Annotated in this window: 20 protein-coding genes; 11 read left to right on the top strand and 9 right to left on the bottom strand. The window is 61.4% G+C overall.

The features are described 5' to 3' along the window. Window positions 1–71: 71 nt before the first annotated feature. The gene (locus NA645_RS11505; protein ID WP_256048923.1) at window positions 72–3,020 is read right to left on the bottom strand and encodes a PAS domain S-box protein; all 2,949 of its coding nucleotides are present in this window, start codon (window positions 3,018–3,020) and stop codon (window positions 72–74) included. Between the two features lie 290 nt (window positions 3,021–3,310). Between NA645_RS11505 and desA the strand changes: the two genes are divergently transcribed. Both desA and NA645_RS11495 read left to right on the top strand, forming a co-directional pair. Next, window positions 3,311–4,501, top strand: a complete 1,191-nt coding sequence (gene desA, locus NA645_RS11500) for a delta-9 fatty acid desaturase DesA (RefSeq protein WP_256048922.1) — start codon at window positions 3,311–3,313, stop codon at window positions 4,499–4,501. 140 nt (window positions 4,502–4,641) lie between these two features. Further along, window positions 4,642–5,640 (top strand): GGDEF domain-containing protein, encoded by a 999-nt coding sequence (locus NA645_RS11495; protein WP_256048921.1) that lies wholly within the window; start codon window positions 4,642–4,644, stop codon window positions 5,638–5,640. A gap of 46 nt (window positions 5,641–5,686) precedes the next feature. On the opposite strand, the gene NA645_RS11490 is transcribed toward NA645_RS11495, so the two are convergent. The 5 genes from NA645_RS11490 to NA645_RS11470 all read right to left on the bottom strand — a co-directional run bounded on the left by NA645_RS11490 (window position 5,687) and on the right by NA645_RS11470 (window position 10,968). Beyond that, on the bottom strand, window positions 5,687–6,067 hold the full coding sequence (locus NA645_RS11490; protein WP_256048920.1) for a hypothetical protein: 381 nt from the start codon (window positions 6,065–6,067) through the stop codon (window positions 5,687–5,689). A 331-nt stretch (window positions 6,068–6,398) separates the two neighbouring features. Then, complete coding sequence (locus tag NA645_RS11485) at window positions 6,399–7,076, bottom strand: hypothetical protein (RefSeq protein WP_256048919.1); 678 nt, start codon at window positions 7,074–7,076, stop codon at window positions 6,399–6,401. Between the two features lie 57 nt (window positions 7,077–7,133). After that, a complete protein-coding gene (aguA, locus tag NA645_RS11480) occupies window positions 7,134–8,249 on the bottom strand; it encodes an agmatine deiminase (RefSeq protein ID WP_256048918.1) in 1,116 nt (371 codons plus the stop codon). A gap of 107 nt (window positions 8,250–8,356) precedes the next feature. Continuing rightward, on the bottom strand, window positions 8,357–9,235 hold the full coding sequence (gene aguB / locus NA645_RS11475; protein ID WP_256048917.1) for an N-carbamoylputrescine amidase: 879 nt from the start codon (window positions 9,233–9,235) through the stop codon (window positions 8,357–8,359). 356 nt (window positions 9,236–9,591) lie between these two features. Next, window positions 9,592–10,968, bottom strand: coding sequence for a glutamine synthetase family protein (locus NA645_RS11470; RefSeq protein WP_256048916.1), 1,377 nt, complete (start codon window positions 10,966–10,968; stop codon window positions 9,592–9,594). 252 nt (window positions 10,969–11,220) lie between these two features. Here NA645_RS11470 and NA645_RS11465 point away from each other — a divergent pair, with 252 nt between their 5' ends. From NA645_RS11465 to NA645_RS11430, 8 genes are all read left to right on the top strand, one after another. Next, window positions 11,221–11,967, top strand: coding sequence for a gamma-glutamyl-gamma-aminobutyrate hydrolase family protein (locus tag NA645_RS11465; RefSeq protein ID WP_256049007.1), 747 nt, complete (start codon window positions 11,221–11,223; stop codon window positions 11,965–11,967). A 44-nt stretch (window positions 11,968–12,011) separates the two neighbouring features. Next, window positions 12,012–13,370: a glutamine synthetase family protein gene (locus NA645_RS11460; protein ID WP_256048915.1), complete on the top strand. Its 1,359-nt coding sequence runs from the start codon at window positions 12,012–12,014 to the stop codon at window positions 13,368–13,370. A gap of 73 nt (window positions 13,371–13,443) precedes the next feature. Next, window positions 13,444–14,802, top strand: a complete 1,359-nt coding sequence (locus NA645_RS11455; RefSeq protein WP_256048914.1) for an aspartate aminotransferase family protein — start codon at window positions 13,444–13,446, stop codon at window positions 14,800–14,802. Between the two features lie 221 nt (window positions 14,803–15,023). Further along, entirely contained in the window at window positions 15,024–16,121 is a 1,098-nt protein-coding gene (locus tag NA645_RS11450; RefSeq protein ID WP_256048913.1) for a polyamine ABC transporter substrate-binding protein, read from the top strand. A 252-nt stretch (window positions 16,122–16,373) separates the two neighbouring features. After that, a complete protein-coding gene (locus tag NA645_RS11445) occupies window positions 16,374–17,459 on the top strand; it encodes a polyamine ABC transporter substrate-binding protein (protein ID WP_256048912.1) in 1,086 nt (361 codons plus the stop codon). 96 nt (window positions 17,460–17,555) lie between these two features. After that, window positions 17,556–18,707: a polyamine ABC transporter ATP-binding protein gene (potA, locus tag NA645_RS11440; protein WP_256048911.1), complete on the top strand. Its 1,152-nt coding sequence runs from the start codon at window positions 17,556–17,558 to the stop codon at window positions 18,705–18,707. Window positions 18,708–18,718: 11 nt separating this feature from the next. Next, window positions 18,719–19,600 (top strand): ABC transporter permease subunit, encoded by an 882-nt coding sequence (locus NA645_RS11435; protein ID WP_256049006.1) that lies wholly within the window; start codon window positions 18,719–18,721, stop codon window positions 19,598–19,600. Beyond that, window positions 19,597–20,493 carry an ABC transporter permease subunit gene (locus NA645_RS11430; protein WP_131649063.1) on the top strand — a complete coding sequence of 299 codons (897 nt, stop codon included), beginning with the start codon at window positions 19,597–19,599 and terminating at the stop codon, window positions 20,491–20,493. Before NA645_RS11435 ends, NA645_RS11430 begins: the two co-directional genes overlap by 4 nt. A 66-nt stretch (window positions 20,494–20,559) precedes the next feature. Here the strand turns inward: NA645_RS11430 and NA645_RS11425 are convergent, their stop codons facing one another. Together NA645_RS11425 and NA645_RS11420 are read right to left on the bottom strand one after the other, a co-directional pair. Next, window positions 20,560–22,125 carry a methyl-accepting chemotaxis protein gene (locus NA645_RS11425; RefSeq protein WP_256048910.1) on the bottom strand — a complete coding sequence of 522 codons (1,566 nt, stop codon included), beginning with the start codon at window positions 22,123–22,125 and terminating at the stop codon, window positions 20,560–20,562. Window positions 22,126–22,256: 131 nt separating this feature from the next. Beyond that, on the bottom strand, window positions 22,257–22,829 hold the full coding sequence (locus tag NA645_RS11420; RefSeq protein WP_256048909.1) for a DUF6436 domain-containing protein: 573 nt from the start codon (window positions 22,827–22,829) through the stop codon (window positions 22,257–22,259). Between the two features lie 86 nt (window positions 22,830–22,915). Between NA645_RS11420 and NA645_RS11415 the strand changes: the two genes are divergently transcribed. Beyond that, the gene (locus NA645_RS11415; RefSeq protein ID WP_256048908.1) at window positions 22,916–23,848 is read left to right on the top strand and encodes an alpha/beta hydrolase; all 933 of its coding nucleotides are present in this window, start codon (window positions 22,916–22,918) and stop codon (window positions 23,846–23,848) included. Here NA645_RS11415 and NA645_RS11410 read toward each other — a convergent pair. After that, window positions 23,829–24,614 carry a DUF2059 domain-containing protein gene (locus NA645_RS11410; protein ID WP_256048906.1) on the bottom strand — a complete coding sequence of 262 codons (786 nt, stop codon included), beginning with the start codon at window positions 24,612–24,614 and terminating at the stop codon, window positions 23,829–23,831. The genes NA645_RS11415 and NA645_RS11410 overlap by 20 nt on opposite strands. Window positions 24,615–24,706: the final 92 nt, after the last annotated feature.

The following is a 24,706-nucleotide window of genomic DNA, read 5'->3' as shown; positions in this document are numbered from 1 at the left end:
AATGAAAAAATAGCCTGTCATCACCAGGTTCTGCGGACGTTCGTCACGGTCGCGAACGAAACGTCAGCAGACTAATCCTGAACAGGCAGTTCGAACCAGAAACAGGCACCCTGGCCCAATTCGGAATCGAAACCGATGCGTCCATGCATGTGCTCGATCAGCTCCTTGCTGATCGCCAGGCCGAGGCCGGTGCCGCCTTTCTGGCGGGTATCGGAGGAATCGGCTTGGGAAAACTTCTGGAAAATCCGCTGCCGAAACGTCTGCGGAATACCCGGGCCAACGTCACGGACGCTCACGCGGACCTGATCGCCCCGACGGCTGCTACTCAAGACTACGACTTCGCCAGCCGGCGAGAATTTCGCCGCGTTGGAAAGCAAGTTCGCCAGCACCTGCTGCAGGCGATGCTCATCCACCGACACCTGCACGTCCACCTGCCCGCCCATTTCCAGGCGCACCCGGTGCTGTTCAGCGTAGCCCTGATTCGAGCGAAGCGAATCTTCGAGCAACGGCGCCAGAGGCTGGGTCTGCAGCTGGAAGCTCATCTGGCCGGCGATCAGCTTCTCCATGTCCAGCAAGTCATCGATCAACAGGCCGAGGCGCTGGCTGTTCTGTTGCGCGATGTTGAGCAACTGTCCGATCGCTGGCGGGACCTCGCCGACGGCACCGCCGTTGATCAGCCCCAGGGCGCCGGAAATCGACGTCAGCGGCGTGCGTAGCTCGTGGCTGACGATGGAGACGAACTCGCTCTTCATCTGCTCGATGCGCTTGCGCTCGGTGATGTCGCGCACCAGGCCGATGAACTTGCGTTCGCCTCGGTGGCTGATTTCCGAGACGCGCAGTTCGATGGTGAACAGCTCGCCATTGCGGCGCATCCCCTGCAATTCACGGTTCTGCTCCAGGCTGCGGCCTTCGCCGCGGCGCTCGTAGTCTTCGAGATGACCATCGTGGGCGGCGCGGTGCGGCTCGGGCATCAGCATCGACAGGTTTCGCCCCAGCATTTCTTCCTCGCTATAGCCGAAGGTGCGCTCGGCGGCGTGGTTGAAGGTTTCGATCAGGCCGCGCTGGTTGATGATGATGATGGCGTCGACGACGTTGGCGATCAGCAGGCGCACGTAGCGTTCACGCTCGTTGGCCTCGCGCTCGGCGAGGGCACGGGCGCTGACATCCGAGATGAAGCCGTCGTACCACAGCAGGCGGCCTTCGGCGTCGCGCAGTGCGCGGCTGTTCTCCTGCACCCAGAGCGTTTCGCCGCGGGCGTTGATCAGCCGGTAGGTGCGTTCGAACTGATCCGCTTCACTGCCTTGCAGGTCGGCACGATCTTCCGGGTGGATCAGGCTGCTGAACCGGCGCGTGCCGGGGGCAAGGAAATCGCTGACCGGGTAACCCGTCAGCCGCTCTATACCGTCGCTGAGATAACGAATCGTACGATTGGCGTCGCCGTCACGCCGGTAGACCACGCCCGGCAGATTGCTGACCATGCTGCGGAAGCGGCTCTCGCTTTCACTGAGCGCGATCGCGGTATTCATGAACGGCGTGATATCGGCGATGAAGCCATGCCAGAGCACCGAACCATCACGCAGGCGCTCGGCGGTCGCCCTGACTTCGACCCAGATCAGCCCTTTTTCGCGGTGGTTGATCCGGTAGCGCGTGGAGCCGCCGCCCAAGGTGGCCGCCGAGCGCTCTATCGCGGCCCGCAACGCGGGACGGTCAGGGTCATACACCACGGCGAAGGCGTGGTTTGCATTCTGGACCAACTGCTCGGGGTCTATTCCATAGAGGTCACGCGAGCCCTCGCTGGCGTAGAGAATGCTGTAGGCGCCCTCAGGCGAGCGTTTGAGCTGAAAGACCATGCCGGGCAGCAGGCTGGCAATTTTCTGTCCGCGCTCGAACAGGCGCTTGCGGTTGCGCTCCTGCCGCGTCGAGCGGATCAGATGGATGCGCTGAACGACACCACGGCGGTGGAGCATGAAGGCCAGGATCAGCAGCAGTACTTCGGCAATCAGCCAGGCCAGGCCCCATTTGATGAGAATGCGGCGTTCGGCTTGCTGCTGCTCCCGCAGTGCCAAGGTGATGTCTCGCCAGACCAGCGCAACGGCGAAAGGCAGACGCCCTGGATTGTGTTCCGCCCTGACGTCGTGCAGCGGCACCTGATTGAGCACGAAACTGCGACCGCCGGACTCCAGCAGGCGCAGCGCTTGTCCAGACCCGGGCACCGGTAGCGAACGCTGTTGCGCCCACTGCAGGATCTGCGGCGCCGAATGGGTGTCGAGCAGCCAGCCGGGAAGGCCTTGCAGCTGAATCCCGACTGGAGGCGTCCAGAACACATTCTTGAGCTCGTCACGGTTCACCAGCAGCCCCAGGCCGGCGTTCAGCTGGTGACCCAGTTCGGTCAGATCGGGAAGGATGCCGAACCCCACCTCCAAGGCACCGATCACTTCGCTTTCAAAGCTGCTGCTGGCGCGGATTGGCACGATGGCTCGGTTGCCCGCGCTGCGCCGACCGATATCCAACCCGGAAACGATCCGGTCATGGATCAATGCCTGATAGAGCATAGGGCGGCGGTCGGCGACCGCATCACCGAACGCGTCGGGATCCTGCATGCGCAGCAGCGCCATGCCTGTTTTGCCCAGATACAGTTGTAGCTGGAGCGCGCCGTGGGCTTGCATGGCCGTCCAGGTCGGGGTGAGCGAACTGAACAGCTGCTCGCGGATCCGGGCCAGTCGAGGGCCGTCCCACTGAGCCCCGGCCTTCACGGCGCGGTCAGCCTGGCGAACCAGCCGAAGCGTCTCCGGGCTGGCGCTCAATGCACTGGCGATCAACCGGGCCTGCTCTTCCAGTCCCTGCTGAGCGCTGCGCAACGCCAGTGCCTGGAGTTCGCCTTGCTGCGCCGTCTGCAGCGTCCAGACGGCATCGCGTGCCTGGTGATCATTGATGGCAAGACCACCGAACAGCAACGCGAGAAGCAGGCTGCCGAGGCCGAGTATCCAACGCGGGTCGGTGGGGTGGGGGATGGTTTTCATGATGATTCTTGAGCACCGTACTGCGTGGGCGTGCTGCGACGCGCTACTTTTCCGGCACTGAGACAGTGCTGGATAGGGCGGCGAAACAAATAGTGGCCTTATGCTACATCTGTTATCGGGCAGATGGGATCCATCCGATGTATCGGCTGTGTGGCCTATTTCTGTCAGATGCCGAAACGAAAAATAAACACCGGACGACAGGCGGACGCTTATCCAGTTAGGCAGAGTAGATAATGCAAACAGATTCGCAGCTGCGGATCTGAACTTTTACACCGCGAGGCTTCAACACTATGTGGTACACCGGGTTTCTCGACCTCTCGGCTTGGCAGGTGGTTGCGGCCACGCTGCTTCTGACTCACGTGACCATCGTCGCCGTCACGGTTTACCTGCACCGTTATTCGGCACACCGCTCGCTTGAGCTGAACGCGGGTCTCAAGCACTTCTTCCGCTTCTGGCTGTGGCTGACCACGGCGATGAATACCCGCGAGTGGACCGCCATCCACCGTAAGCACCACGCTAAATGCGAAACGCCCGACGATCCGCACAGCCCGGTACAGAAAGGGCTGAGCACGGTGCTGCGGCGCGGTGCCGAGCTGTACATGGAAGAGGCGAAGAACGAGGAAACTCTGCGCATCTACGGCAAGAACTGCCCGGACGACTGGATCGAGCGCAACCTCTATTCACGCTTCCCCAACCTGGGCATCGTGCTGATGCTCACCCTTGATCTGGCGCTGTTCGGTGTCATCGGCCTGACCGTCTGGGCGGTGCAGATGATCTGGATTCCGCTCTGGGCCGCCGGGGTGGTCAATGGGCTGGGGCATGCCGTGGGCTATCGCAACTTCGAATGCCGCGACGCGGCGACCAACCTCGTGCCGTGGGGCATCCTCATCGGAGGCGAGGAGCTGCACAACAATCACCATACCTACCCGAACTCGGCCAAGCTGTCAGTGCGCAAGTGGGAGTTCGACATGGGCTGGGCCTGGATCAAGCTGTTCAGCCTGCTCGGTCTGGCGAAGGTCAACCGCACCGCGCCCATCGCGCACCGCGTCACGCCCAAGCATCAGCTGGACATGGACAGCGCCATGGCGATCCTCAACAACCGTTTCCAAATCATGGCGCAGTACCGCAAGCTGGTGATCAAACCGCTGGTGCGTCTGGAACTGCAATGCGCCGATGCATCGGTGCGCCATCAGTTCCGCCGTGCCAAGCGGCTGCTGTCGCGCGAACCGAGCCTGCTGCAGCATGAGCAACAGGCGCGCATCGAGGTGATCCTCGAGCAGAGTCAGTCACTGCGGGTTATTTACGAACAGCGCCTGGCCCTGCAGCAGATCTGGACTCGCACCAGTGCCAACGGTCACGAGATGCTCGCTGCGATCAAGCAGTGGGTGCAGGACGCCGAAGCCAGCGGCATCCAGTCGCTGCGTGAATTCGCCGAGCATCTGCGAACCTATTCGCTCAGGCCTGCGGTCGCCCACGGATGACCATTGATCGGCGCAATTAGTGGTAATTGCGCCAACTGGAACTTTGTTCTACCGGCGTTCTCTCAACAGCATTCTGGTGTATAGCGACAGCTGCTCAGCGGGCTCCCGCCGGTACCTGGCGCTCGTTTGGGAACGCAGGTATGACTCTGGTGAAGCAGCGAAGTGAAAAAGGGGTTGGCATCCTTCCCCCGACCGAAGGGCAGACACTTTTGGCGTTGATGCATGCCCGGGCCGAAGTCGAGCGCTTGAGCGAGCGCGAACAGCTATTCAGTACGTTGATGAGCGCAGTCAATGCGGTGCTCTGGGCGTACGACTCGCAGGCTCAGCGGATGGTCTATGTCAGCCCGGCCTACGAGCAGATCTTCGGGCGCTCGGCTGCGCTGTTGCTGGCCGACTTCGGCGAGTGGCGCAACAGCGTCTACCCGGACGATCTGGAATATGCACAGCAGAGCCTGACCGACGTGCTCGAAAAGGGCGCCATCGAAGAGCGTGAGTACCGCATCATTCGTGGCGACGGTCAGTTGCGCTGGCTGAGCGACAAATGCTTCATCGCACGTAACGTCGACAGCGCGCATGGGCCCATCATCGTCGGGATCGCCGAGGACATCACCGATAAGAAGCAGCTCGAAGGCGAACTGCAGCGCCTGGCCACCGTCGACGTCCTGACCCAGAGCAGCAACCGCCGTTACTTCTTCGAGTGCGCCAAGCGCGAGTTCGACCTGGCCCGGCAATACGCCACCCCGCTGGCGTTTCAGCTGCTGGACATCGACGACTTCAAGCGGATCAACGATACCCATGGCCATCAGATGGGCGATCAGGTGCTGCAGCGCGTCGCCGAGTGCGGCTCGTCCGTGCTGCGTCGCGGCGATTTGTTCGGCCGCATCGGCGGCGAGGAATTCGCCTTGTTGCTGCCCGGCTGCAAGCCAGACCTTGCCGAGCAGATCGCCGAGCGCCTGCAGCGGGAGGTGCAGCGGCTGGTATTCACCACCTCCGATGGTCAGCGCTTCGGCGTCACCATCAGCCTCGGGGTGACCTGTCTCAGGGCAGGCGATCCAGATCTCGGGGCGCTGTTCGCCCGTGCCGATGCGGCTATGTACACCGCCAAACGTCTGGGCAAGAACCAGGTGATCATGGCCTGAGTCGATGGCGCGGGGCGGCGCCATCGGACCGATCACCTATCAGCCATCAACGGGTGAACTGCTGCGCCAGTTCCTCCATCTGCTGTTTGAACTCGTCACACTTGGCCTGCCGTTCGGATGCCGGGATGCTGTCCCATTTCGCTTTGCCCTGTTCGACACCGGCATCGAAGTCCTTGTCGAAGCTGGCCGCATCCATGCCGTTGCGCGCCAAGTGATCTTTCTGCTGCTGTTTATGTTCGACCAGCTGTTCGTCGGTATAGCCGCCACAGACCTCTGCCGTGACCTGCATCGTCCCGCCCAGCTTCGCCAGCTGTGCGTTCATGTTCGCCATCATTGGATTAGTCGGCTGCTGAGCCATGCTCGGAAGGCTGATCAGCATGGCTGCGCTGATGAGGGACAGGTATTGCAACTTGGTTGGTAAGGACATGTTTGTTCCTGATTGTTGTTTTGCTACTCGAAAATCTGCGGTTCGGCCAAGGCTGACCTTGCGGTCGTGGGTTGCCAATCGGGCCATATGTTCCGACTAAGCTGCTATCTGTACTCGAAGGGATTTTTGCAGCGCGACCGCACACTGAATGGCCTGGTCGTTGGTAATGCCCAGCATGATTGGCACTTTCTGCAGCGAGCACCAATATTCCGCTTGGAGCGCTGTGGACGGCATGACTACCGCTGATGCTTGCGCCACATGCCAAGAAAACCCAACTCTAGACCAGTTCGTTCGGCTTTCAAATTAGCGAAGGCAGACGGCGAATAGTGCGTCAGGGTGCTTTGCGGTAGACGTCATCGAAGCGAACGTTGAGACCGCCGCAGCGGCTGTTGTCGGTCACCACGAGGTTCGCTGCGACGTACTGCAGGGTGACGCGACAGGCATATTCTTCCGCACCCTCGACGATTCTCAGCAGATCACCAGAGGGTTGTGCTTGACCTTCGAAGGCGCCGACGTGGACAACCGGCTCGCCATAACTATTCACACCGCCCTGCCAGATCGCCTCGCCTACGAGCGCAAGCGATCCGGTGGGCGAGGCGCGAGAAATGACGATGCTGTTGCCGCCGGCAATGGGTAGCCAGAGACCGATCCAGTCCTGCGCTGCGGGAGGCGTCGATACGGTGTCGATTTCAAGATTGCGTGCCGACAGCCAGCCTACGAATTCGCGCTTTTCGCCGAAGTACCATACGCAGGCCCAGCCATCGGACTGATTGCCGACCAAGAGTTTGTCGCCGTCCACGAGATAGGCCTTGCGTATGCAAGATTCATCTTTGGGGCAGCCAACGGCGTCATCCCTGAAATGCACTCGCGAGTCGGCACCGGCAACCACCTCTGCAGGTTGTACCTGACCGGCGAACGCCGGAAAGAAGCCGTTGCGGCAGGAATAGGCTTCGATGGCCTGCACAGTTGGCGCTAGCAGCAGGCACAGCAGAAAGGCTTTGTATTGCACGGCCTGCACACTCCTTCAGGCGCTGCCCGTGTCGGCGGTACGGACAGCGCGGGTGCGTTACACCGGCGTTTGGCTCGATGCCGCCGGTTGCTGCTGGGTGATGCAATGGATATTGCCACCGCCAAGAAGAATCTCGCGGCCCGGCACCATCACCACCTGATGGTTAGGGAAGATCCGGCTGAGGATGGCTTCTGCTTCGGCGTCCATCGGGTCGTCGAAAGACGGAGCGATGATGCCGCCATTGACGATCAGGAAGTTGACGTAGCTGCCAGCCAGGCGAATCGACGGGTCGCGCGGCTGGCTGCCGATCAGCGGCACCACACCGGCGCATTCCTGCTCGGTGGCATGCAGCGGGCCGGGGATCGGCATCTTGTGCACCACGAGCTCGCGGTCCCAGGCATCGCGCGCCTGCTCCAGCACGCGCATGGCAGCTTGGCAGCGCTCGTAGTTGGGGTCGTCGCGATCATCGGTCCAGGCCAGTAGGACCTCACCGGGACGCACGAAGCAGCAGAAGTTGTCCACGTGACCGTCAGTTTCGTCGTTGTACAACCCGTGCGGTAGCCAGATGACCTTATCGATCGCCAGATAATCGGCCAGGACCGCTTCGATTTGCTCACGGGACAGGTGCGGGTTGCGATTGCGGTTGAGCAGGCACTCCTCGGTAGTAATCAGAGTACCTTCGCCGTCGACGTGAATCGAACCGCCTTCCAGTACGAAACCCTCGGTGCGGTAGCGGTCGCAGCGCTCGATTTCGAGAATCTTGCGCGCCACTTCGTCGTCGCGCTGCCAGTTGTCGTACAGCCCGCCCTCGAGGCCGCCCCAGGCGTTGAACATCCAGTCGACACCACGCAGCCCACCCTTGCCGTTGACCAGGAAGGTTGGCCCCGTATCGCGGACCCAGGCGTCATCGCTGCTGATTTCCACCAGCCGAATACGCGGGTCATCGAGTTTCTCCCGCGCGGCCATGTATTGCTCGGCAGTGGCGCAGACGGTGACCGGCTCGAAGCGAGCAATGGCCTTGGCCACGGCGGTGAAAGCCGCCTGCGCCGGGGTGCCCTGGTCGCGCCAGTTATCCGGACGCTGCGGCCAGACCATCCAGGTCTGGCTGTGCGGCGCCCACTCGGCGGGCATATGGAAGTCGTCGGCGCGAGGCTTGGTGCTGAGGGTCGTCATCGGTGTTTTCCGTGAGAGCGCTTTGTAGGAGCGAGCTTGCTCGCGAACAGTTTGCATAGCCGAATTCGCGAGCAAGCTCGCTCCTACAACGATGGGTCAATCTTCGGTCAGGACTCGAGCGAGCCGTCCAGGGTCTTGATCGGGCTGTAGAGGTTTGGCCGACGATCACGGAATACACCCCAGGCGCTGCGGATGTGCTCCAGCTGGTCCAGGTCGAATTCATGTACCAGTACGCCTTCGCTGGTCTGGTCCATTTCCTCGACTTTGGCACCAAACTGGTCGGCGATGAACGACGAGCCATAGAAGGTGATGTCGTAGCCGTCCTGCTCTTCGGTGCCGACGCGGTTGCTGGCGATCAGCGGCATCAGGTTGGCGCCGGCGTGGCCCTGCTGGACGCGCTGCCAATGGTCGCTCGAGGTGATATTCGGGTCATGTGGCTCGCTGCCGATGGCGGTGGGGTAGAACAGCAGCTCGGCGCCCATCAGTGCCATGCTGCGCGCGGTTTCGGGGAACCACTGATCCCAGCAAATGGCCACGCCGATCTTCGCGTAGCGGGTGTTCCAGACCTTGAAACCAGTGTCGCCGGGGTTGAAATAATACTTCTCGTGATAGCCGGGGCCGTCCGGAATGTGGCTCTTGCGGTAGACGCCCAGCACCTTGCCGTCGGCATCGATGATGGCGATGGAGTTGAAGCGTGCGCGGCCGGCGACTTCGAAAAAGCTGATCGGCAGCACTACCTGTAGTTCGGCGGCAATCTTCTGGAAATGCTGAATCGCCGGGTTTTCTTCCACACTGGTAGCCAGCTGCAAATACTCAGGATTGGGCTTCTGGCAGAAGTAAGGGGTTTCGAACAGCTCCTGGATCAGGATCACCTGCGCGCCCTTGGCGGCGGCTTCACGAACCAACTTCTCGGCGTTGGTGATGTTCGCTTGGCGATCCCAGGAACAGGCCATTTGGGTGGCGGCAACGGTAACGGTACGGGACATGGCGGCCTCGCTGAATTGGGGCGTTTAGAAAATGGAGTAATTCTAAGCGATGAGGTTCGGGGAAGCAGCTGGAAGCCTGAAGCTCGAAGCCGGAAGAAAAAGCCCGTCCGCCTGGCCGCTGGCGCAATCGTAGGTCGAGTCACGCTTTATTGATCCGACGAGCGGAGTCACGGTGGAAACACGACATCGCCCTACGTTTGCTTCCAGCTTCCAGCTTCCAGCTTCCAGCATGTAGGGTGGGCTTCAGCCCACCAATGAGCCCGCCGAATGTAACAGCGGTGGGCTGAAGCCCACCCTACGACCCCTACACCGGTGCATTTCGTTCAGCCGCCAGCGCTCCTGTCGGCTTTCAGCCGTTAAACCGTATGCAGATACCAGTTGTATTCGAGATCGGAGATCGAATGCTCGAATTCGGCCAGTTCGCTTTCCTTGCAGGCCACGAAGATATCGATGTACTCCGGGCTGATGTAGCGGGCCATGATTTCGTTGTCATCCAGCTCGCGGAGGGCGTCGCGCAGGTTGGAGGGCAGGCTCGGTTCGACCTGCTCGTAGGAGTTGCCTTCGATCGGCTGGTCGGGTGCGATCTTGTTGGTGAGGCCGTGATGGACGCCAGCGAGCACGCTGGCCAGCAGTAGGTAAGGGTTGGCATCCGCCCCGGCGACGCGATGCTCGATGCGTACTGAATCCGCGCTGTCAGTCGGCACGCGTAGCGCTACGGTGCGGTTGTCCAAGCCCCAGCACGGCGCATTCGGTACGTAGAACTGAGCGCCGAAGCGGCGGTACGAGTTGACGTTGGGGCAGAGGAAGGCCATCGACGCCGCCATGGTCTGCTGGATACCGCCGATGGCATGACGCAGGGTTTCGCTCTCCAACGGATTGTCGGTGGCGAAAATATTGTTGCCGTTCTTGTCGAGCAGCGAGATGTGCACGTGCAGCCCGTTCCCGGCCTGGCCCGGGTAGGGCTTGGCCATGAAGGTGGTATCCATCTCATGGTCGTAGGCGATGTTCTTGATCAGTCGCTTGAGCAGCACGGCGTAGTCGCAGGCCTTGATCGGATCGGCGACGTGATGAAGGTTGACCTCAAACTGCGCTGGGGCGCTTTCCTTGACGATGGCGTCGGCGGGAATGCCCTGTTCCTTGGCCCCCTCGAGAATGTCCTGCAGGCAGTCGACGTATTCGTCCAGATCGTCGATCAGGTAGACCTGGGTCGACTGCGGGCGCTTGCCGGAAATCGGTGAGCGCGGCGGTTGCGGACGGCCATTCACGTTCTCCTGATCGATCAGATAGAACTCCAGTTCGAAGGCCGCGCAGATGGTCAGTCCCAGCTCGTCGAACTTGCTGACGACCTGGCGTAGCACTTCACGTGGGTCTGCAAAAAATGGCGAGCCGTCGCGCTCGTGCATGGTCATCAACAGTTGCGCAGTGGGACGCTTCTGCCAGGGTTCGTTGCTAAGGGTGTTGGGAATGGGGAAGCAGGTCCGGTCCGAGTCGCCGATGTCCATCCCGAGCCCGGAGCTTTCTACTGTGATGCCATTGATGTCGAGCGCGAATAGCGAGGCGGGCAGGTTGATCCCTTTTTCATACACCTTATGCAGACTGGCGCGCTCGATGCGCTTGCCTCGAACGACACCGTTCATGTCTGCGATCAGCAGGTCGACGTACTGGACCTCCGGGTGTTCTTTCAGAAACGCGTTCGCTTCATTGAGCTGAACGGCACGCGGCGGCGGAAGCATGATGAAAACACCTTAATTGTTAAAAATTTCAATCATCAAACAACATGACTTGGAGTCAATCGGAAAGCCAAGTCGCTGTCAATAGCGCCTCAAAACGCCCCATGAATGCCCATTAGTGGCGGTTTTAGGGCACAGCCGGAAAAAAATTCACGGCGCTGCGGTTGCTTTCGGAAGGACAACGGGTCGGCTATTGTCTATAAAAATGAACAAGACTACTCTCCGATGAGCACCCTTCTGAAAGACGAGTATCACATGCCTCGCGTGCCATTGATCGGCGTATCCGCCTGTACCAGGCAGATCGGCCACCACAGCTTCCATATCGCCGGTGACAAATACCTGCGTGCCGCAGCGGTCGCCGGCTTGCCCCTGGTCATCCCGGCGTTGGGTGACCTCATCGATCCTGCAGCACTACTCGATAGCGTAGACGGCCTGTTCTTCACTGGCTCGCCATCGAACGTCGAGCCTCATCATTATGGTGGGGCAGCCAGCGCCGAAGGCATGCCACACGACCCTTCCCGCGACCAGCTGACCCTGCCGCTGATTCGCGCGGCGGTAGAGGCCGGTATTCCGGTGTTCGGTGTCTGCCGCGGTTTTCAGGAAATGAACGTGGCGTTCGGTGGCAGTCTGCATCAGAAAGTGCACGAGGCCGGCCCCTATGCCGACCATCGCGAGCGGGCCGAAGACCCGGTCGACATCCAGTACGGGCTTAGTCATCCGCTGCATGTGCAACCCGGTGGCTTGCTGGAGCGTCTCGGGTTGCCGCCGCATATGGAAGTCAATTCGGTGCACGGCCAGGGTGTCGAGCGCCTTGGCGAGGGGCTGCGCATCGAGGCACTGGCGCCGGATGGACTGATCGAGGCGTTTTCCGTCGAGGCGGCGCAGACCTTCGCGCTCGGCGTCCAATGGCATCCTGAATGGAAGGTGCATGAGCACCCTTATTACCTGGCGTTGTTCCAGGGCTTTGCCCGCGCTTGCCAGGAACGCGCGGGACGGCGCTGAGCGCAGGCCGGTCCGGCGCTCGTTTCATCAACTCTGAGGTCATCATGACTAGCACGCTCGACCAGCTCACCGGCTGGCTCAAAGAACGCAAGATTACGGAAGTGGAGTGCCTGATCAGCGACCTGACCGGCATTGCCCGCGGCAAGATTTCACCGACCAACAAGTTCCTCGACGAGCGCGGCATGCGTCTGCCGGAAAGCGTCCTGCTGCAGACGGTGACGGGCGACTACGTCGAGGATGACATCTACTACGAGCTGCTCGATCCGGCGGACATCGACATGTTCTGCCGGCCCGACGCCGACGCGGTGTTCCTGGTGCCCTGGGCCATTGAGCCGACCGCGCAGGTGATCCACGATACCTACGACAAGATGGGCAACCCCATCGAGATCTCGCCGCGCAACATCCTCAAGCGTGTGCTGAAGATGTACGCCGAGCGCGGCTGGCAGCCCATCGTCGCGCCGGAGATGGAGTTCTATCTGACCAAGCGCTGCGAGGACCCGGACCTGCCGTTCCAGCCGCCGATTGGCCGTTCGGGGCGTCAGGAGACCGGCCGCCAGTCGTTCTCCATCGACGCAGCCAACGAGTTCGATCCGCTGTTTGAAGACATGTACGACTGGTGCGAGGCCCAAGGCCTAGACCTGGACACGCTGATCCACGAGGAAGGTACCGCGCAGATGGAAATCAACTTCCGTCACGGCGAAGCGCTGCACCTGGCCGATCAGATTCTGGTGTTCAAGCGCACCATGCGCGAGGCGGCGCTCAAGCACAATGTGGCCGCCACTTTCATGGCCAAGCCGATGACCGGCGAGCCGGGCAGCGCCATGCACCTGCACCAGAGCGTGGTGGACATCGAAACCGGGCGTAACGTGTTTTCCAACGCCGACGGCTCCATGAGCCAGCTGTTCCTGCACCACGTCGGCGGTTTGCAGAAATACATTCCGGAGCTGCTGCCGATGTTCGCGCCCAACGTCAATTCGTTCCGCCGCTTCCTGCCCGATACCTCGGCACCGGTGAACGTCGAATGGGGCGAGGAAAACCGCACCGTAGGCCTGCGCGTCCCGGATTCCGACCCGCAGAACCGCCGCGTCGAGAATCGTCTGCCGGGCGCCGATGCCAATCCGTATCTGGCCATTGCCGCCAGCCTGTTGTGCGGCTACATCGGCATGGTCGAAGGGCTGAACCCGAGTCCGCCAGTCAAGGGCCGCGGTTACGAGCGCCGCAACCTGCGCCTGCCGCTGACCCTCGAAGCCGCGCTGGAACGCATGGAGAACTGCCGCGAGCTGGTCAAATACCTTAGCCCGAAATTCATCACCGGCTATGTCGCGGTCAAGCGCGCCGAGCAGGAGAATTATCACCGGGTGATCAGCTCCTGGGAGCGGGAATTCCTGATGTTGTCGGTGTAAGCGGAAGCCGATAAGAGCGCTGGAGGTGTTTGCAACGGCAGGCACCATAAAACCATTCAAAACGAGGTGACTGATGAGCGATTCGCAAACCCTGCAATGGCAAGCCCTGAGCCGCGACCACCATCTGCCGCCGTTCACCGACTTCAAGGCGCTTAACGCCAAGGGCACGCGCATCATTACCCGTGGCGAGGGCGTTTATCTGTGGGACAGCGAAGGCCACAAGATCCTCGATGCCATGGCCGGGCTCTGGTGCGTCAACCTGGGTTATGGCCGTGAGGAACTGGTCGAGGCCGCGACCCGGCAGATGCGCGAGCTGCCGTATTACAACCTGTTCTTCCAGACAGCGCATCCACCGGCGCTCGCCCTGGCCAAGGCCATTGCCGACATCGCACCCGAGGGGATGAACCACGTGTTCTTCACCGGCTCAGGCTCCGAGGCCAACGACACCGTGCTGCGCATGGTGCGCCATTACTGGGCGATCAAGGGGCAGCCGCAGAAGAAGGTGGTCATTGGCCGCTGGAACGGCTATCACGGCTCGACCATCGCCGGTGCCAGCCTCGGCGGCATGAAGGCCATGCACGAACAGGGCGACGGCCCGATTCCAGGCATTGAGCACATCGACCAACCGTACTGGTTCGGTGAGGGCGGTGATCTCGATCCGGAAGAGTTCGGTGTGCGCGTCGCGCAGCAGCTGGAGGACAAAATCCGTGAAGTGGGCGAAGACAAGGTCGCCGCCTTCATCGCCGAGCCGATCCAGGGCGCTGGCGGTGTGATCATCCCGCCGGACAGCTACTGGCCGAAGATCCGCGAAATTCTCGACCGCTACGACATCCTGCTGGTTGCCGATGAAGTGATTTGCGGCTTCGGCCGCACCGGCGAATGGTTCGGCAGCGATCATTACGGCAACGCGCCGGACCTGATGCCCATCGCCAAGGGCCTGACCTCCGGTTACCTGCCCATGGGCGGCGTAGTCGTGCGCGACGAAGTGGTGCACACGCTCAACGAGGGCGGTGAGTTCTATCACGGCTTCACCTACTCGGGGCACCCGGTGGCCGCCGCAGTGGCGCTGGAAAACATCCGCATCATGCGTGAAGAGAAAATCGTCGAACGGGTCAAGGCGAAGACGGCACCTTATTTGCAGTCGCGCTGGCGTGAGCTGATCGAACACCCCTTGGTCGGCGAGGCGCGTGGCGTCGGCATGCTCGGCGCGCTGGAATTGGTGAAGAACAAGAAAACCCGTGAGCGTTTCGCCGATCCGGGCGTGGGCATGCTCTGCCGCGAGCACTGCTTCCGCAACGGTCTGGTGATGCGCGCGGTGGGCGACACCATGATCATTTCGCCGCCACTGGTGATAAACGAAGAGCAGATCGACGAGCTGATCGGCAAAGTTCGGCAGTGCCTGGACGCAACCGCCAAAGACGCGTTGGGCTGACCCATGGGCGCGCAGGCGACGGTCTTGTCTGAGCGCTGTGAACTAACGTTCGGGCTGTTGAAAAACAGCCCTCGACCTTGCCAGACTGCGCGCGTGCTCAGGCCTGACTTACCGAGGGGTGTGTCGATGCCGGCACAGCCATTAGCTGTCCAGGTGCAATGAGGGTGGCCTCAGCGTGACCTGTCCTTAGCCGATACATGACAACAACAGGAGCTGCACGGATGAAACCCTTTGCCAAGACCCTACTCGCGATGACGCTGGCTGGTGCCGTCGCTGGCGCTGCGCAGGCCCAAGAAAAGGTACTGCACGTTTTCAACTGGTCCGATTACATCGCCGAAGACACCTTGGAGAATTTCACCAAGGAAACCGGCATCAAGGTCGTTTACGACGTCTTCGACAGTAACGAGGTGCTGGAAGCCAAGCTGCTGGCGGGCAGTTCCGGCTATGACGTGGTGGTACCGTCGAACCCCTTCCTGGCCAAGCAGATCAAGGCCGGCGTGTTCCAGGAACTCGACAAATCCAAGCTGCCGAACTGGGAAAACCTCGACAAAGACCTGCTCAAGGCCCTGCAACCGAGCGACCCGGGCAACCTCTATTCGGTCCCGTATATGTGGGGCACCATCGGCATCGGCTACAACGCCGAGAAGGTCAAGGCCGTGCTTGGCGAAGACGCTCCGGTGGATTCCTGGGATCTGGTCTTCAAGCCCGAGAATATGGAAAAGCTGAAAGCCTGCGGCGTCTCGTTCCTCGATTCGCCGACCGAAATCCTCCCGGCGGCGCTGCACTATCTAGGCCACGCGCCGGACAGCAGCAAAGCTGATGAGTTGAAAAAGGCCGAGGAACTGTTCATGCAGATCCGCCCGAACGTGGCCTATTTCCATTCCTCCAAGTACATCTCCGATCTCGCCAACGGCAACGTCTGCGTCGCCATCGGCTATTCCGGTGACATCTACCAGGCCAAGGCGCGCGCCGAGGAAGCCGGCAACAAGGTCAAGGTCAGTTACAACATTCCCAAGGAAGGCGCCGGCACCTTCTTCGACATGTTGGCCATTCCGGCCGATGCGAAGAATGTCGATAGCGCGCATGTATTCCTCAACTACCTGATGAAGCCGGAGGTGATGGCGTCAATCACCGACTACGTCCAGTTCCCCAACGGCAACGCAGCGGCGACTCCATTGGTGGATGAGGCGATCCGTACCGATCCGGGCATCTATCCGAGCCAGGCGGTGCTGCAGAAGCTTTACACCTTCCCCGACTTGGACTCAAAGACCCAGCGGACCATGACCCGCAGCTGGACCAAGATCAAATCCGGCCGTTGATGGGTCGTTGATGTTGGGGCGCTCAGGCTGGCTCTCGCGAGCGGCCTGGGTGCTGTGCCGGTGCTTTATTTGGGAGGATGCCATGCATACAACCGCATATTTCTGCCCGGCACGCCTCATGCGTCGTTCTTATCCTGAGGCGGTCACGCACGCCAGTTGCGTTCTGTCAGTTGATTTTTAGAGGTTTTTCCAATAAACAGCCCGCCTTTCGCCCGCTGTGGCAGGCGCGGTCTGTAACAAGAGGACAATCCAATGCACTCGACACTGAAGTCGCTCATCATCGCCGCTGCCGTTGGCGGCGCCGCCTCTGCGCAGGCCGCCACCGTCCATATCTACAATTGGTCGGATTACATCGGTGAGACGACGCTGGAAGCGTTCGAGAAGGAGACCGGCATCAAGCCCGTCTACGATGTCTTCGATTCCAACGAAACCCTCGAGGGCAAACTGCTCGCCGGTCGCACCGGCTATGACGTGGTAGTGCCTTCCAACCATTTCCTCGGCAAACAGATTCGTGCCGGCGCGTTCCGCGAACTGGACAAGAGCAAACTGCCGAACTGGGAGAATCTCGACCCGGGCCTGCTCAAGCAATTGCAGAAGAACGATCCCGGCAACGTCTACGCGGCGCCTTATCTCTGGGGCACTAATGGCATTGGCTACAACGTCGAGAAGGTCACCGCCGCGCTGGGGATCGAGAAGGTGGATTCGTGGGCCGTGTTGTTCGAGCCGGAAAACGCCAAGAAGCTGGCCGGCTGTGGCATCGCCTTCCTCGATTCGGCCGACGAGATGATTCCGGCGATGCTCAACTATCTCGGTCTGGACCCCAACAGCGAAAATCCGGATGACTACGCCAAGGCCGAAGCCAAGCTGCTGGAAGTGCGGCCTTACGTGCGCTATTTCCACTCTTCCAAGTACATTTCCGACTTGGCCAATGGCAATATCTGCATCGCCGCCGGCTTCTCCGGCGACGTCTTCCAGGCCGCGGCCCGCGCCGACGAGGCGGGCAAGGGCGTCGACATCGCCTATTCGATTCCCAAAGAGGGCGGCAATCTCTGGTTCGACATGCTGGCCATTCCCGCCGATGCGCAAAACGTCGACGAAGCCCACGCATTCATCAACTACCTGTTGAAACCGGAGGTCATCGCGCAGGTCAGCGATTATGTGGGATATGCCAACCCTAACGTGAACGCGGGCGAGTTGATGGATCAGGAAGTGCGCAACGATCCCTCCGTATATCCGTCTCAAGAAGTGCTGGACCGGCTGTATGTCTCCGCCGAATTGCCACAAAAGGTGCTGCGTCTGAAAACGCGTAGCTGGACCAAGGTAAAGTCCGGCCAGTAAGGGCCACGGGCGCGGCGGCTCACTAGCGCCGCGCTCACTCGAATCGATACCCCCCGGCGTTGTCCGGGCCCTTTTCTTTCAATCGGGAGTTCGCGCATGGCCGTTGCCTCCAGCGCCTACAAAAAGGCCCTCACCGGAGAGAGCCAGAACAAGCAGGTGCTGCTGAAGATCGACCGTGTCACCAAGAAGTTCGACGAAACGGTGGCGGTCGATGATGTCTCGCTGAGCATTCACCAGGGCGAAATCTTCGCTCTGCTCGGTGGTTCGGGCTCGGGAAAGTCGACCTTGCTGCGCATGCTGGCGGGCTTCGAGCGGCCCACCGAAGGGCGGATCTTCCTTGACGGTCAGGACATCACCGATATGCCGCCCTATGAGCGGCCCATCAACATGATGTTCCAATCCTATGCGTTGTTCCCGCACATGACGGTGGCGCAGAACATCGCCTTCGGCCTCAAGCAGGATGGCCTGGCCAAGGCCGAGGTCGAGGAGCGCGTCAACGAGATGCTCGCACTGGTGCAGATGACCCAGTACGCCAAGCGCAAGCCGCATCAACTGTCAGGCGGCCAGCGTCAACGGGTGGCGCTGGCCCGTTCGCTGGCCAAACGACCCAAACTGCTGCTGCTCGACGAGCCCATGGGCGCGCTGGACAAGAAGCTGCGCTCGCGGATGCAGCTGGAACTGGTGCAGATCATCGAGCGCGTCGGTGTGACCTGCGTGATGGTGACTCACGACCAGGAAGAGGCCATGACCATGGCCGAGCGCATCGCCATCATGCATCTGGGTTGGATCGCTCAGGTCGGCAGTCCGATGGATATCTACGAGACGCCGGCGAGCCGGCTGGTCTGCGAGTTCATCGGCAACGTCAACCTGTTCGACGGTGAGTTGATCGAAGACGTCGAAGACCATGCCGTCATTGCCTGCCCCGGGCTTGAAACCCCGATCTACGTGGGTCACGGAATCAGCACCCGCGCTCAGGACAAACAGATTACCTACGCGCTGCGCCCCGAAAAAATGCTGATCGGTACCGAGCTACCGGAATTGCAGCGGCCCGGCTACAACTGGGCGAAAGGGATCGTGCATGACATCGCTTATCTCGGCGGGCACTCGGTGTACTACATCAAACTGCCGTCGGGGCATCTGGTTCAGGCGTTCCTCGCCAATTCCGAGCGCCACGTGAAATGGCCGACCTGGGAAGAGGATATTTACGTGTACTGGTGGGATGACAGCGGCGTGGTGCTGCAGGCATGAGCCGCTCACGCTTGAATACCGGGCGCCGACTGGTCATCGGCGTACCCTTCCTGTGGCTGTTCCTGTTCTTCCTGCTGCCGTTCGCCATTGTGCTGAAGATCAGCTTCTCCGAGGCGGACGTGGCGATCCCGCCCTACACGGAGGTCTTCGCCTATGCCGAGCAACAGTTGCAGGTAGTGATCAACCTCGGCAATTACATCTTCCTCAGCGAGGACGACCTGTACTGGGCGGCCTATGCGGGCTCGCTGAAGATCGCGTTCTTCAGCACGCTGCTGTGTCTGCTGATCGGCTACCCGATGGCCTATGCCATCGCCCGGGCGCGCAAGGATCTGCAAACCGTGCTGCTGCTGCTGATCATGATGCCGACCTGGACGGCAATCCTGATTCGCGTCTACGCCTGGATGGGCATTCTCAGTAGCAACGGCATCCTCAATGGCCTGCTGATGGGACTGGGGCTGATCGACGAACCCCTGCGCATTCTCAACACCGACGTCGCCGTCTACATCGGCGTGGTTTATTCCTACCTGCCGTTCATGATCCTGCCGCTCTACGCCAACCTGGTGAAGCACGACCTCAGCCTGCTCGAAGCCGCTTCGGATCTGGGCGCGCGCAGCCTCACGAGTTTCTGGAAGATCACCGTGCCGCTGTCGAAGAACGGCATCATTGCCGGCTGCATGCTGGTGTTCATCCCGGTGGTGGGCGAGTTCGTCATTCCCGAACTGCTCGGTGGCCCCGAGACGCTGATGATCGGCAAGGTGCTCTGGCAAGAATTCTTCAACAACCGCGACTGGCCGGTGGCTTCCGCTCTGGCGGTGGTGATGCTGGCGATCCTGCTGGTGCCGATCATTCTGTTCAACAGAAACCAAGCCAAGGAACTGGAGGGCAAGCTATGAAGCGCTGGAGCTTTTCCAACCTGATCCTGGTGCTTGGGCTGCTGTTCATCTACCTGCCGATGGTCATCCTGGTCATCTATTCGTTCAACGACTCGCGGCTGGTAACGGTGTGGGGCGGCTGGTCGGTGAAGTGGTACGTCGGGCTGCTGGATAACAGTCAGCTGATGGGTGCGGTGATGCGCTCGCTGGAGATTGCCCTGTACACCGCCATCGCCGCGGTGGCGCTGGGCACCATGGCGGCCTTCGTGCTCACGCGCATTCCGGTGTTCCGCGGTCGCACGCTGTTCGGCGGCCTGGTGACGGCGCCGCTGGTGATGCCCGAAGTGATCACCGGTTTGTCGCTACTGTTGCTATTCGTCGCCATGGCGCAGCTTGTGGGCTGGCCGGCGCAACGGGGCATCGTGACCATCTGGATTGCGCACACCACGTTCTGCTCTGCGTATGTCGCGGTGGTGGTGATGGCGCGTCTGCGCGAACTCGATCAATCCATCGAGGAAGCGGCGATGGACCTCGGCGCGCGGCCCTGGAAGGTGTTTTTCCTGATCACCATGCCGATGATCGCGCCGTCGCTGGCTGCTGGCGGCATGCTCTCGTTCGCCCTGTCGCTGGACGACCTGGTGCTCGCCAGCTTCGTCTCCGGACCCGGCTCGACCACGCTGCCGATGGAAATCTTCTCCGCCGTGCGCCTGGGCGTGAAGCCGGAAATCAACGCGGTAGCCAGTCTGATCCTGCTGGTGGTGTCGTTCGCGACCTTCATCGCCTGGTACGTCAGCCGTCGTACCGAGAAGCGCCGCGTACGCTCCATGCGTCAGGCCATGGATGAAACCAGTACGCAAAACTGGCGTCCGGCGGCCACCAACACGGTGGCGGCGCCGCCATCGGCGCATAGCTGATGCACAGGATATCCGGCGCGCTCGGGCAATAGCCTGGCGCGCCGGCCTGGTTCAGGTGGGGTGCGCTCAGGGCAACGCCAATGCTTGAATCGACCGACTGGCGCGAATCGCCGAATCGACTCGTAGCACGGTGTTTCTCGGCATCGAGGCGGGTTGCTCGACGGCGATGGGCACCGCCGAGTGCTCGGGCTGATTCGTGCCGCTTACCTCGAATTGTCGGCAAAGGTCGAGCAGATGCCCGGCCAGCCGCCCTAGGCGTTGACTGTCCGCCGACACCTCGGCCGCATCGCCAGTGGATTGCGCGGCAATGCCACGAATCTGCTCGACGAGCCGACTCAGTTCGTTTGCGCTGGCTAGCTGCTCGCGGGTTGAGACGCCGATGTACTGCACGGCTTCCATGGATCGATCAATCTCTCGCAACAGCTGGGCAATCTGCTCGGTGTGGCCGACACAGCGCTCGACGCCTTCCTTGCTTTGGGTCATGGCCCGAACCGCGTTGACCGAACGTTCCTGCAACTGGCCGGTCATGCTCTGGATTTCTTCCGTGGCATGCTGGGTGCGATGGGCAAGCTGGCGTACCTCATTGGCGACGACGGCGAAACCACGGCCATGGGCGCCGGCCCGGGCGGCTTCGATGGCAGCGTTGAGGGCCAGCAAATTGGTCTGCGCCGCGACGGCATGGATGACATCGAGCACCCGGCTGATTTGCTGTGTATCAGCCGCCAGAGCGTGTACGACGTCGCTGCAGAGGCCGATTTCATTGGCCAGCTCACCGATTCCGGCCTGTGCGGCGCCGACTGCGGTAATGCCGGCCGCGACGTCGCTGTCGGCCTTCCGCGCGCTTTGCGCCGCCCGTTCGGTCTCCTCGGACACCTGCGTCACCGCAGTGCTGAGCTGCCCGACGGCATGGCCTATCTGATCGGTACTGTTCCGCAAGGCTTCGGCGACCAGGTTCAGGCGGCGGGTGGTTTGCGCCAGATGGCCGCTGGTGTCGTGCAGCTCGGCGCCGGCATCGACGACGCGGCTGACCAGCCCGTCAAGTTCGCCGAGAAGCTGATTGAAACGCTGCGCCGAATCATCGGTCGCCTGGCTGCGGTAACCGAGGTCGATCGGGCGACCTTCGCGCAGCAGGTGTGCCGAGGTCTGCTGCAGGTGCTCGCCGATTGCCGCGTCACGAGCGCCATGACGGGCCAGCACCACCAGAATCATGCTTTCGACCACCACATAACCTGCGTGCACCAGAATCGCCGGCCAGCCGGCATCCGCGTGAACCAGGCGTATGGTTTCACCGCTCTGCTGTAACAGGAAAAAGCCGACGTGATGCAGGGCGATCACCGAGGCAGCCACCACAATCGGCAGCCAGTCGCGGTAATACACCAGAATCGCCAACAGTACGAAGATGCCGAAGTGCATTTCGACCATGCCGTGACTCTGCTGGATGTGCAGCGCGGAAAGCACCATGAATCCGGCGCCGATCAGGCAACGATAAGCGCGAGTGCCGCCGATCAGCGTTCGGAGCACGCTCATGGTGATGGCCGTGCCACCGGCGACGATCAGGGAAAGGGCGAGCGTATCCTTCCAGAAAGACAGGCCGATGGCATAGACCGCCATCGTCCAGAGTACGCCGAGCATGATGCGGTCGGCTTGCAGATGGAATTGTTGGCCATGGTAGCGTCCGTGTTGTTATGTCCAATGGCCATCAGTTTTATCCAGTTCACTGCAAATGTCTACGAATAGACGATATATCCTCACTCATTCGGCGGTTATGTCTTTTTCCAGTCACAGAAGCACGCCACCGCCAGGGAGTGCGTCGCGCGCACTTCTCGGCCAGCCAGCACGGCCTCGAGAATGGGCTCGACGAAGCTGTTGTCCGAGCTGCATACGGCGCCTTCACTGTAGGGGCCGATATAGGCGAGCCGGCCTTGGGTGTCCCAGATGGCCACCGCCGGGCTGGCAGGCAGCTGGTCGGCACCCGCGAGATTGTCGAGCGGTTTCAGCGCCGCCAGTTGCTGCGGCAGGCTTCCGGTGCTGCCAGGTTTTTGCACCGCATAGAACTCGGCTCCCGCGCCATCGAAGCGCTTCAGCAGCTCCTGCAGATGCTGCTGGTTACCGACGTTGCAGGGGCAGCCCGGATCCCAGAAATGCACGAAGCGCACCGGGCCGGGCCCCTGCAACTCGGCTGGCAGCTGCAGCGCGTCTCCGGAGAACAGCTCGGCGCGCTCGCCTTCGAAGGTGCGCAGATAGCGCGCTTCGAACCACCAGAAGGCTGCCAGCATGGCGCCACCCCAGAGCAGGGCGATGAGTGCTGCGATCAGATATTTGTGGCGTACGGACATGGCGGCGCTCTTCGGTGGGGGCGTCAGCTTGCCACGTCACGCAGCAGAGCTGAATATCGCCGTCAATTCGAGCCAGAAAACCCGTCATGCCTTCGCTAATCGATCCCGATGCACTGCGCGCTCAGCTGCGCCCTATCAGCCACGGTGCCGAGCTGACCGCCGATGCACATGCGTACCAGGCTTACTACGGCCTAGATCTGCCTCATCACCGCAACGTCCGGCGGCGCCTTGGCTGCTTTGCGGTACATGGTTACGAAGTAGCCGTGCAGGCCTGGAGCCCTGAGCAGCCGGTGGCGACGCTGCTGATCCTGCACGGCTATTACGACCACATGGGACTTTATCGGCACGTGGTGGATTGGGGGCTGCGAATGGGCTTCGCCGTACTGGCCTGCGACCTGCCGGGACATGGATTGTCCAGCGGGCCGCGCGCCAGCATCAACGAGTTCGACGAATACCAGGCGGTGCTGCAGGGCCTGCTGCACGAAGCCGCCGAGCTAGAGTTGCCACAGCCCTGGCATTTGCTGGGGCAGAGCACCGGCGCTGCGATCGTGCTGGATTATCTGCTCGGCGAGCCGGAGCATCGGGGCCGCGGCATTCTGTTGGCGCCGCTGGTGCGACCGCGCGCCTGGGGTTGGTCCCGCTTCAGTTACGAGGTGGTGCGCCGCTTCGTCAATCAGATCCCCCGACGTTACAGCGAAAACTCGGGCGATCCGGCCTTCCTCAAGTTCATCCAGTCGAGCGATCCGCTGCAGCCGAACATTCTGCCGACCGCCTGGGTCGGCGCGCTGTCACGCTGGATTCCGCGCATCGAGGGTGCGCCGCCGAGCCCCCATAGCCCGATCATCGTCCAGGGCGAGGCGGACATGACCGTCGACTGGCGGCACAACCTGCCGATTCTCGAAAGCAAATTTGCCGCGCCGGAGATTTTGCGTCTGCCTGACGCACGGCATCATCTGGTCAATGAACGCGAATTGCTGCGCCGCGAGTATTTCGATTTCCTCAGTGAACGGCTGAAGTAGCGTCCCGGGCTGCTTGCGCCTGGACCTTGGCACCACCGGTATCGGCCGCCAGACCGGCACGTAGCGCCTGGAGCGCGGCCTTGTAATAGGCCTGGCCCGCTTGCGACTGAGCGAATTCGACGAATTGCTCGAGCTCGGCGTCCTCGAGGTCGCGATAGATGTACAGCAAGGTATTGTCCAAATCGCTCTCGACCTGCTGCTGCAAGCGCTCGCGCTGGCTGTCCAGCAGTCCCTGCGCCTGTCCGCCGCCGAGCAGGCCGGGAATCATCTGGCTGAGGCTGTCGGCTGCGACCCCCGCCAACGCCAGGCTGACTTCGGCGCCCGCTTCGGCCGCCGGCAACGCCTGGGCCAGATGGCGGATCAGCAGCTGCCGATTGCTGCCGGCTTCCATGCGCGGCAGGCCATTCTCATAGCGGGTCAGCTGCTCGCGACGGCCCGCCAGAGTTTCCGCCGAAACCACCTTGCGGCCCAAGGGCGACTGGAAGAAATCAAGCGCTGGCTGCGGGTCGGACAGATTCTGCCGTAGCGCCTGCTTGGCGCGCTGATCGATGGCGTCGACGGCGAAGCGCTGGTTGCTGTTGGTCACCAGCGCTTGATAAACCGCTGGCGGCAGGCTGTTCTTGTAGCGTTGTTGAGCGGCTGTCAGCGCATCGGAAAAGTTGGCGCGCTGGTCGGTCCAGCCCGCCGCCTCGTAAAGTTCATCGTAGCTATCGGCCCAAACGTTCAGACTGAAGGCAAGCAATACACAAGCAATAAGGGCGCGCATGGAAGCTCCTTTGTGGCGGCGGTTTATTTTCGGTGTCGCAACCCGGGCTTGTCGAGCAGCGAAAGCGCTGCTGCTAGACTCATCCGCTGTTT

This window comes from Stutzerimonas stutzeri (assembly GCF_024448955.1).
Lineage (GTDB): Bacteria > Pseudomonadota > Gammaproteobacteria > Pseudomonadales > Pseudomonadaceae > Stutzerimonas > Stutzerimonas stutzeri_AQ.
The sequence above is the reverse complement of the archived record's forward strand: the minus strand, read 5'-3'. Positions and strand labels throughout refer to the sequence as shown.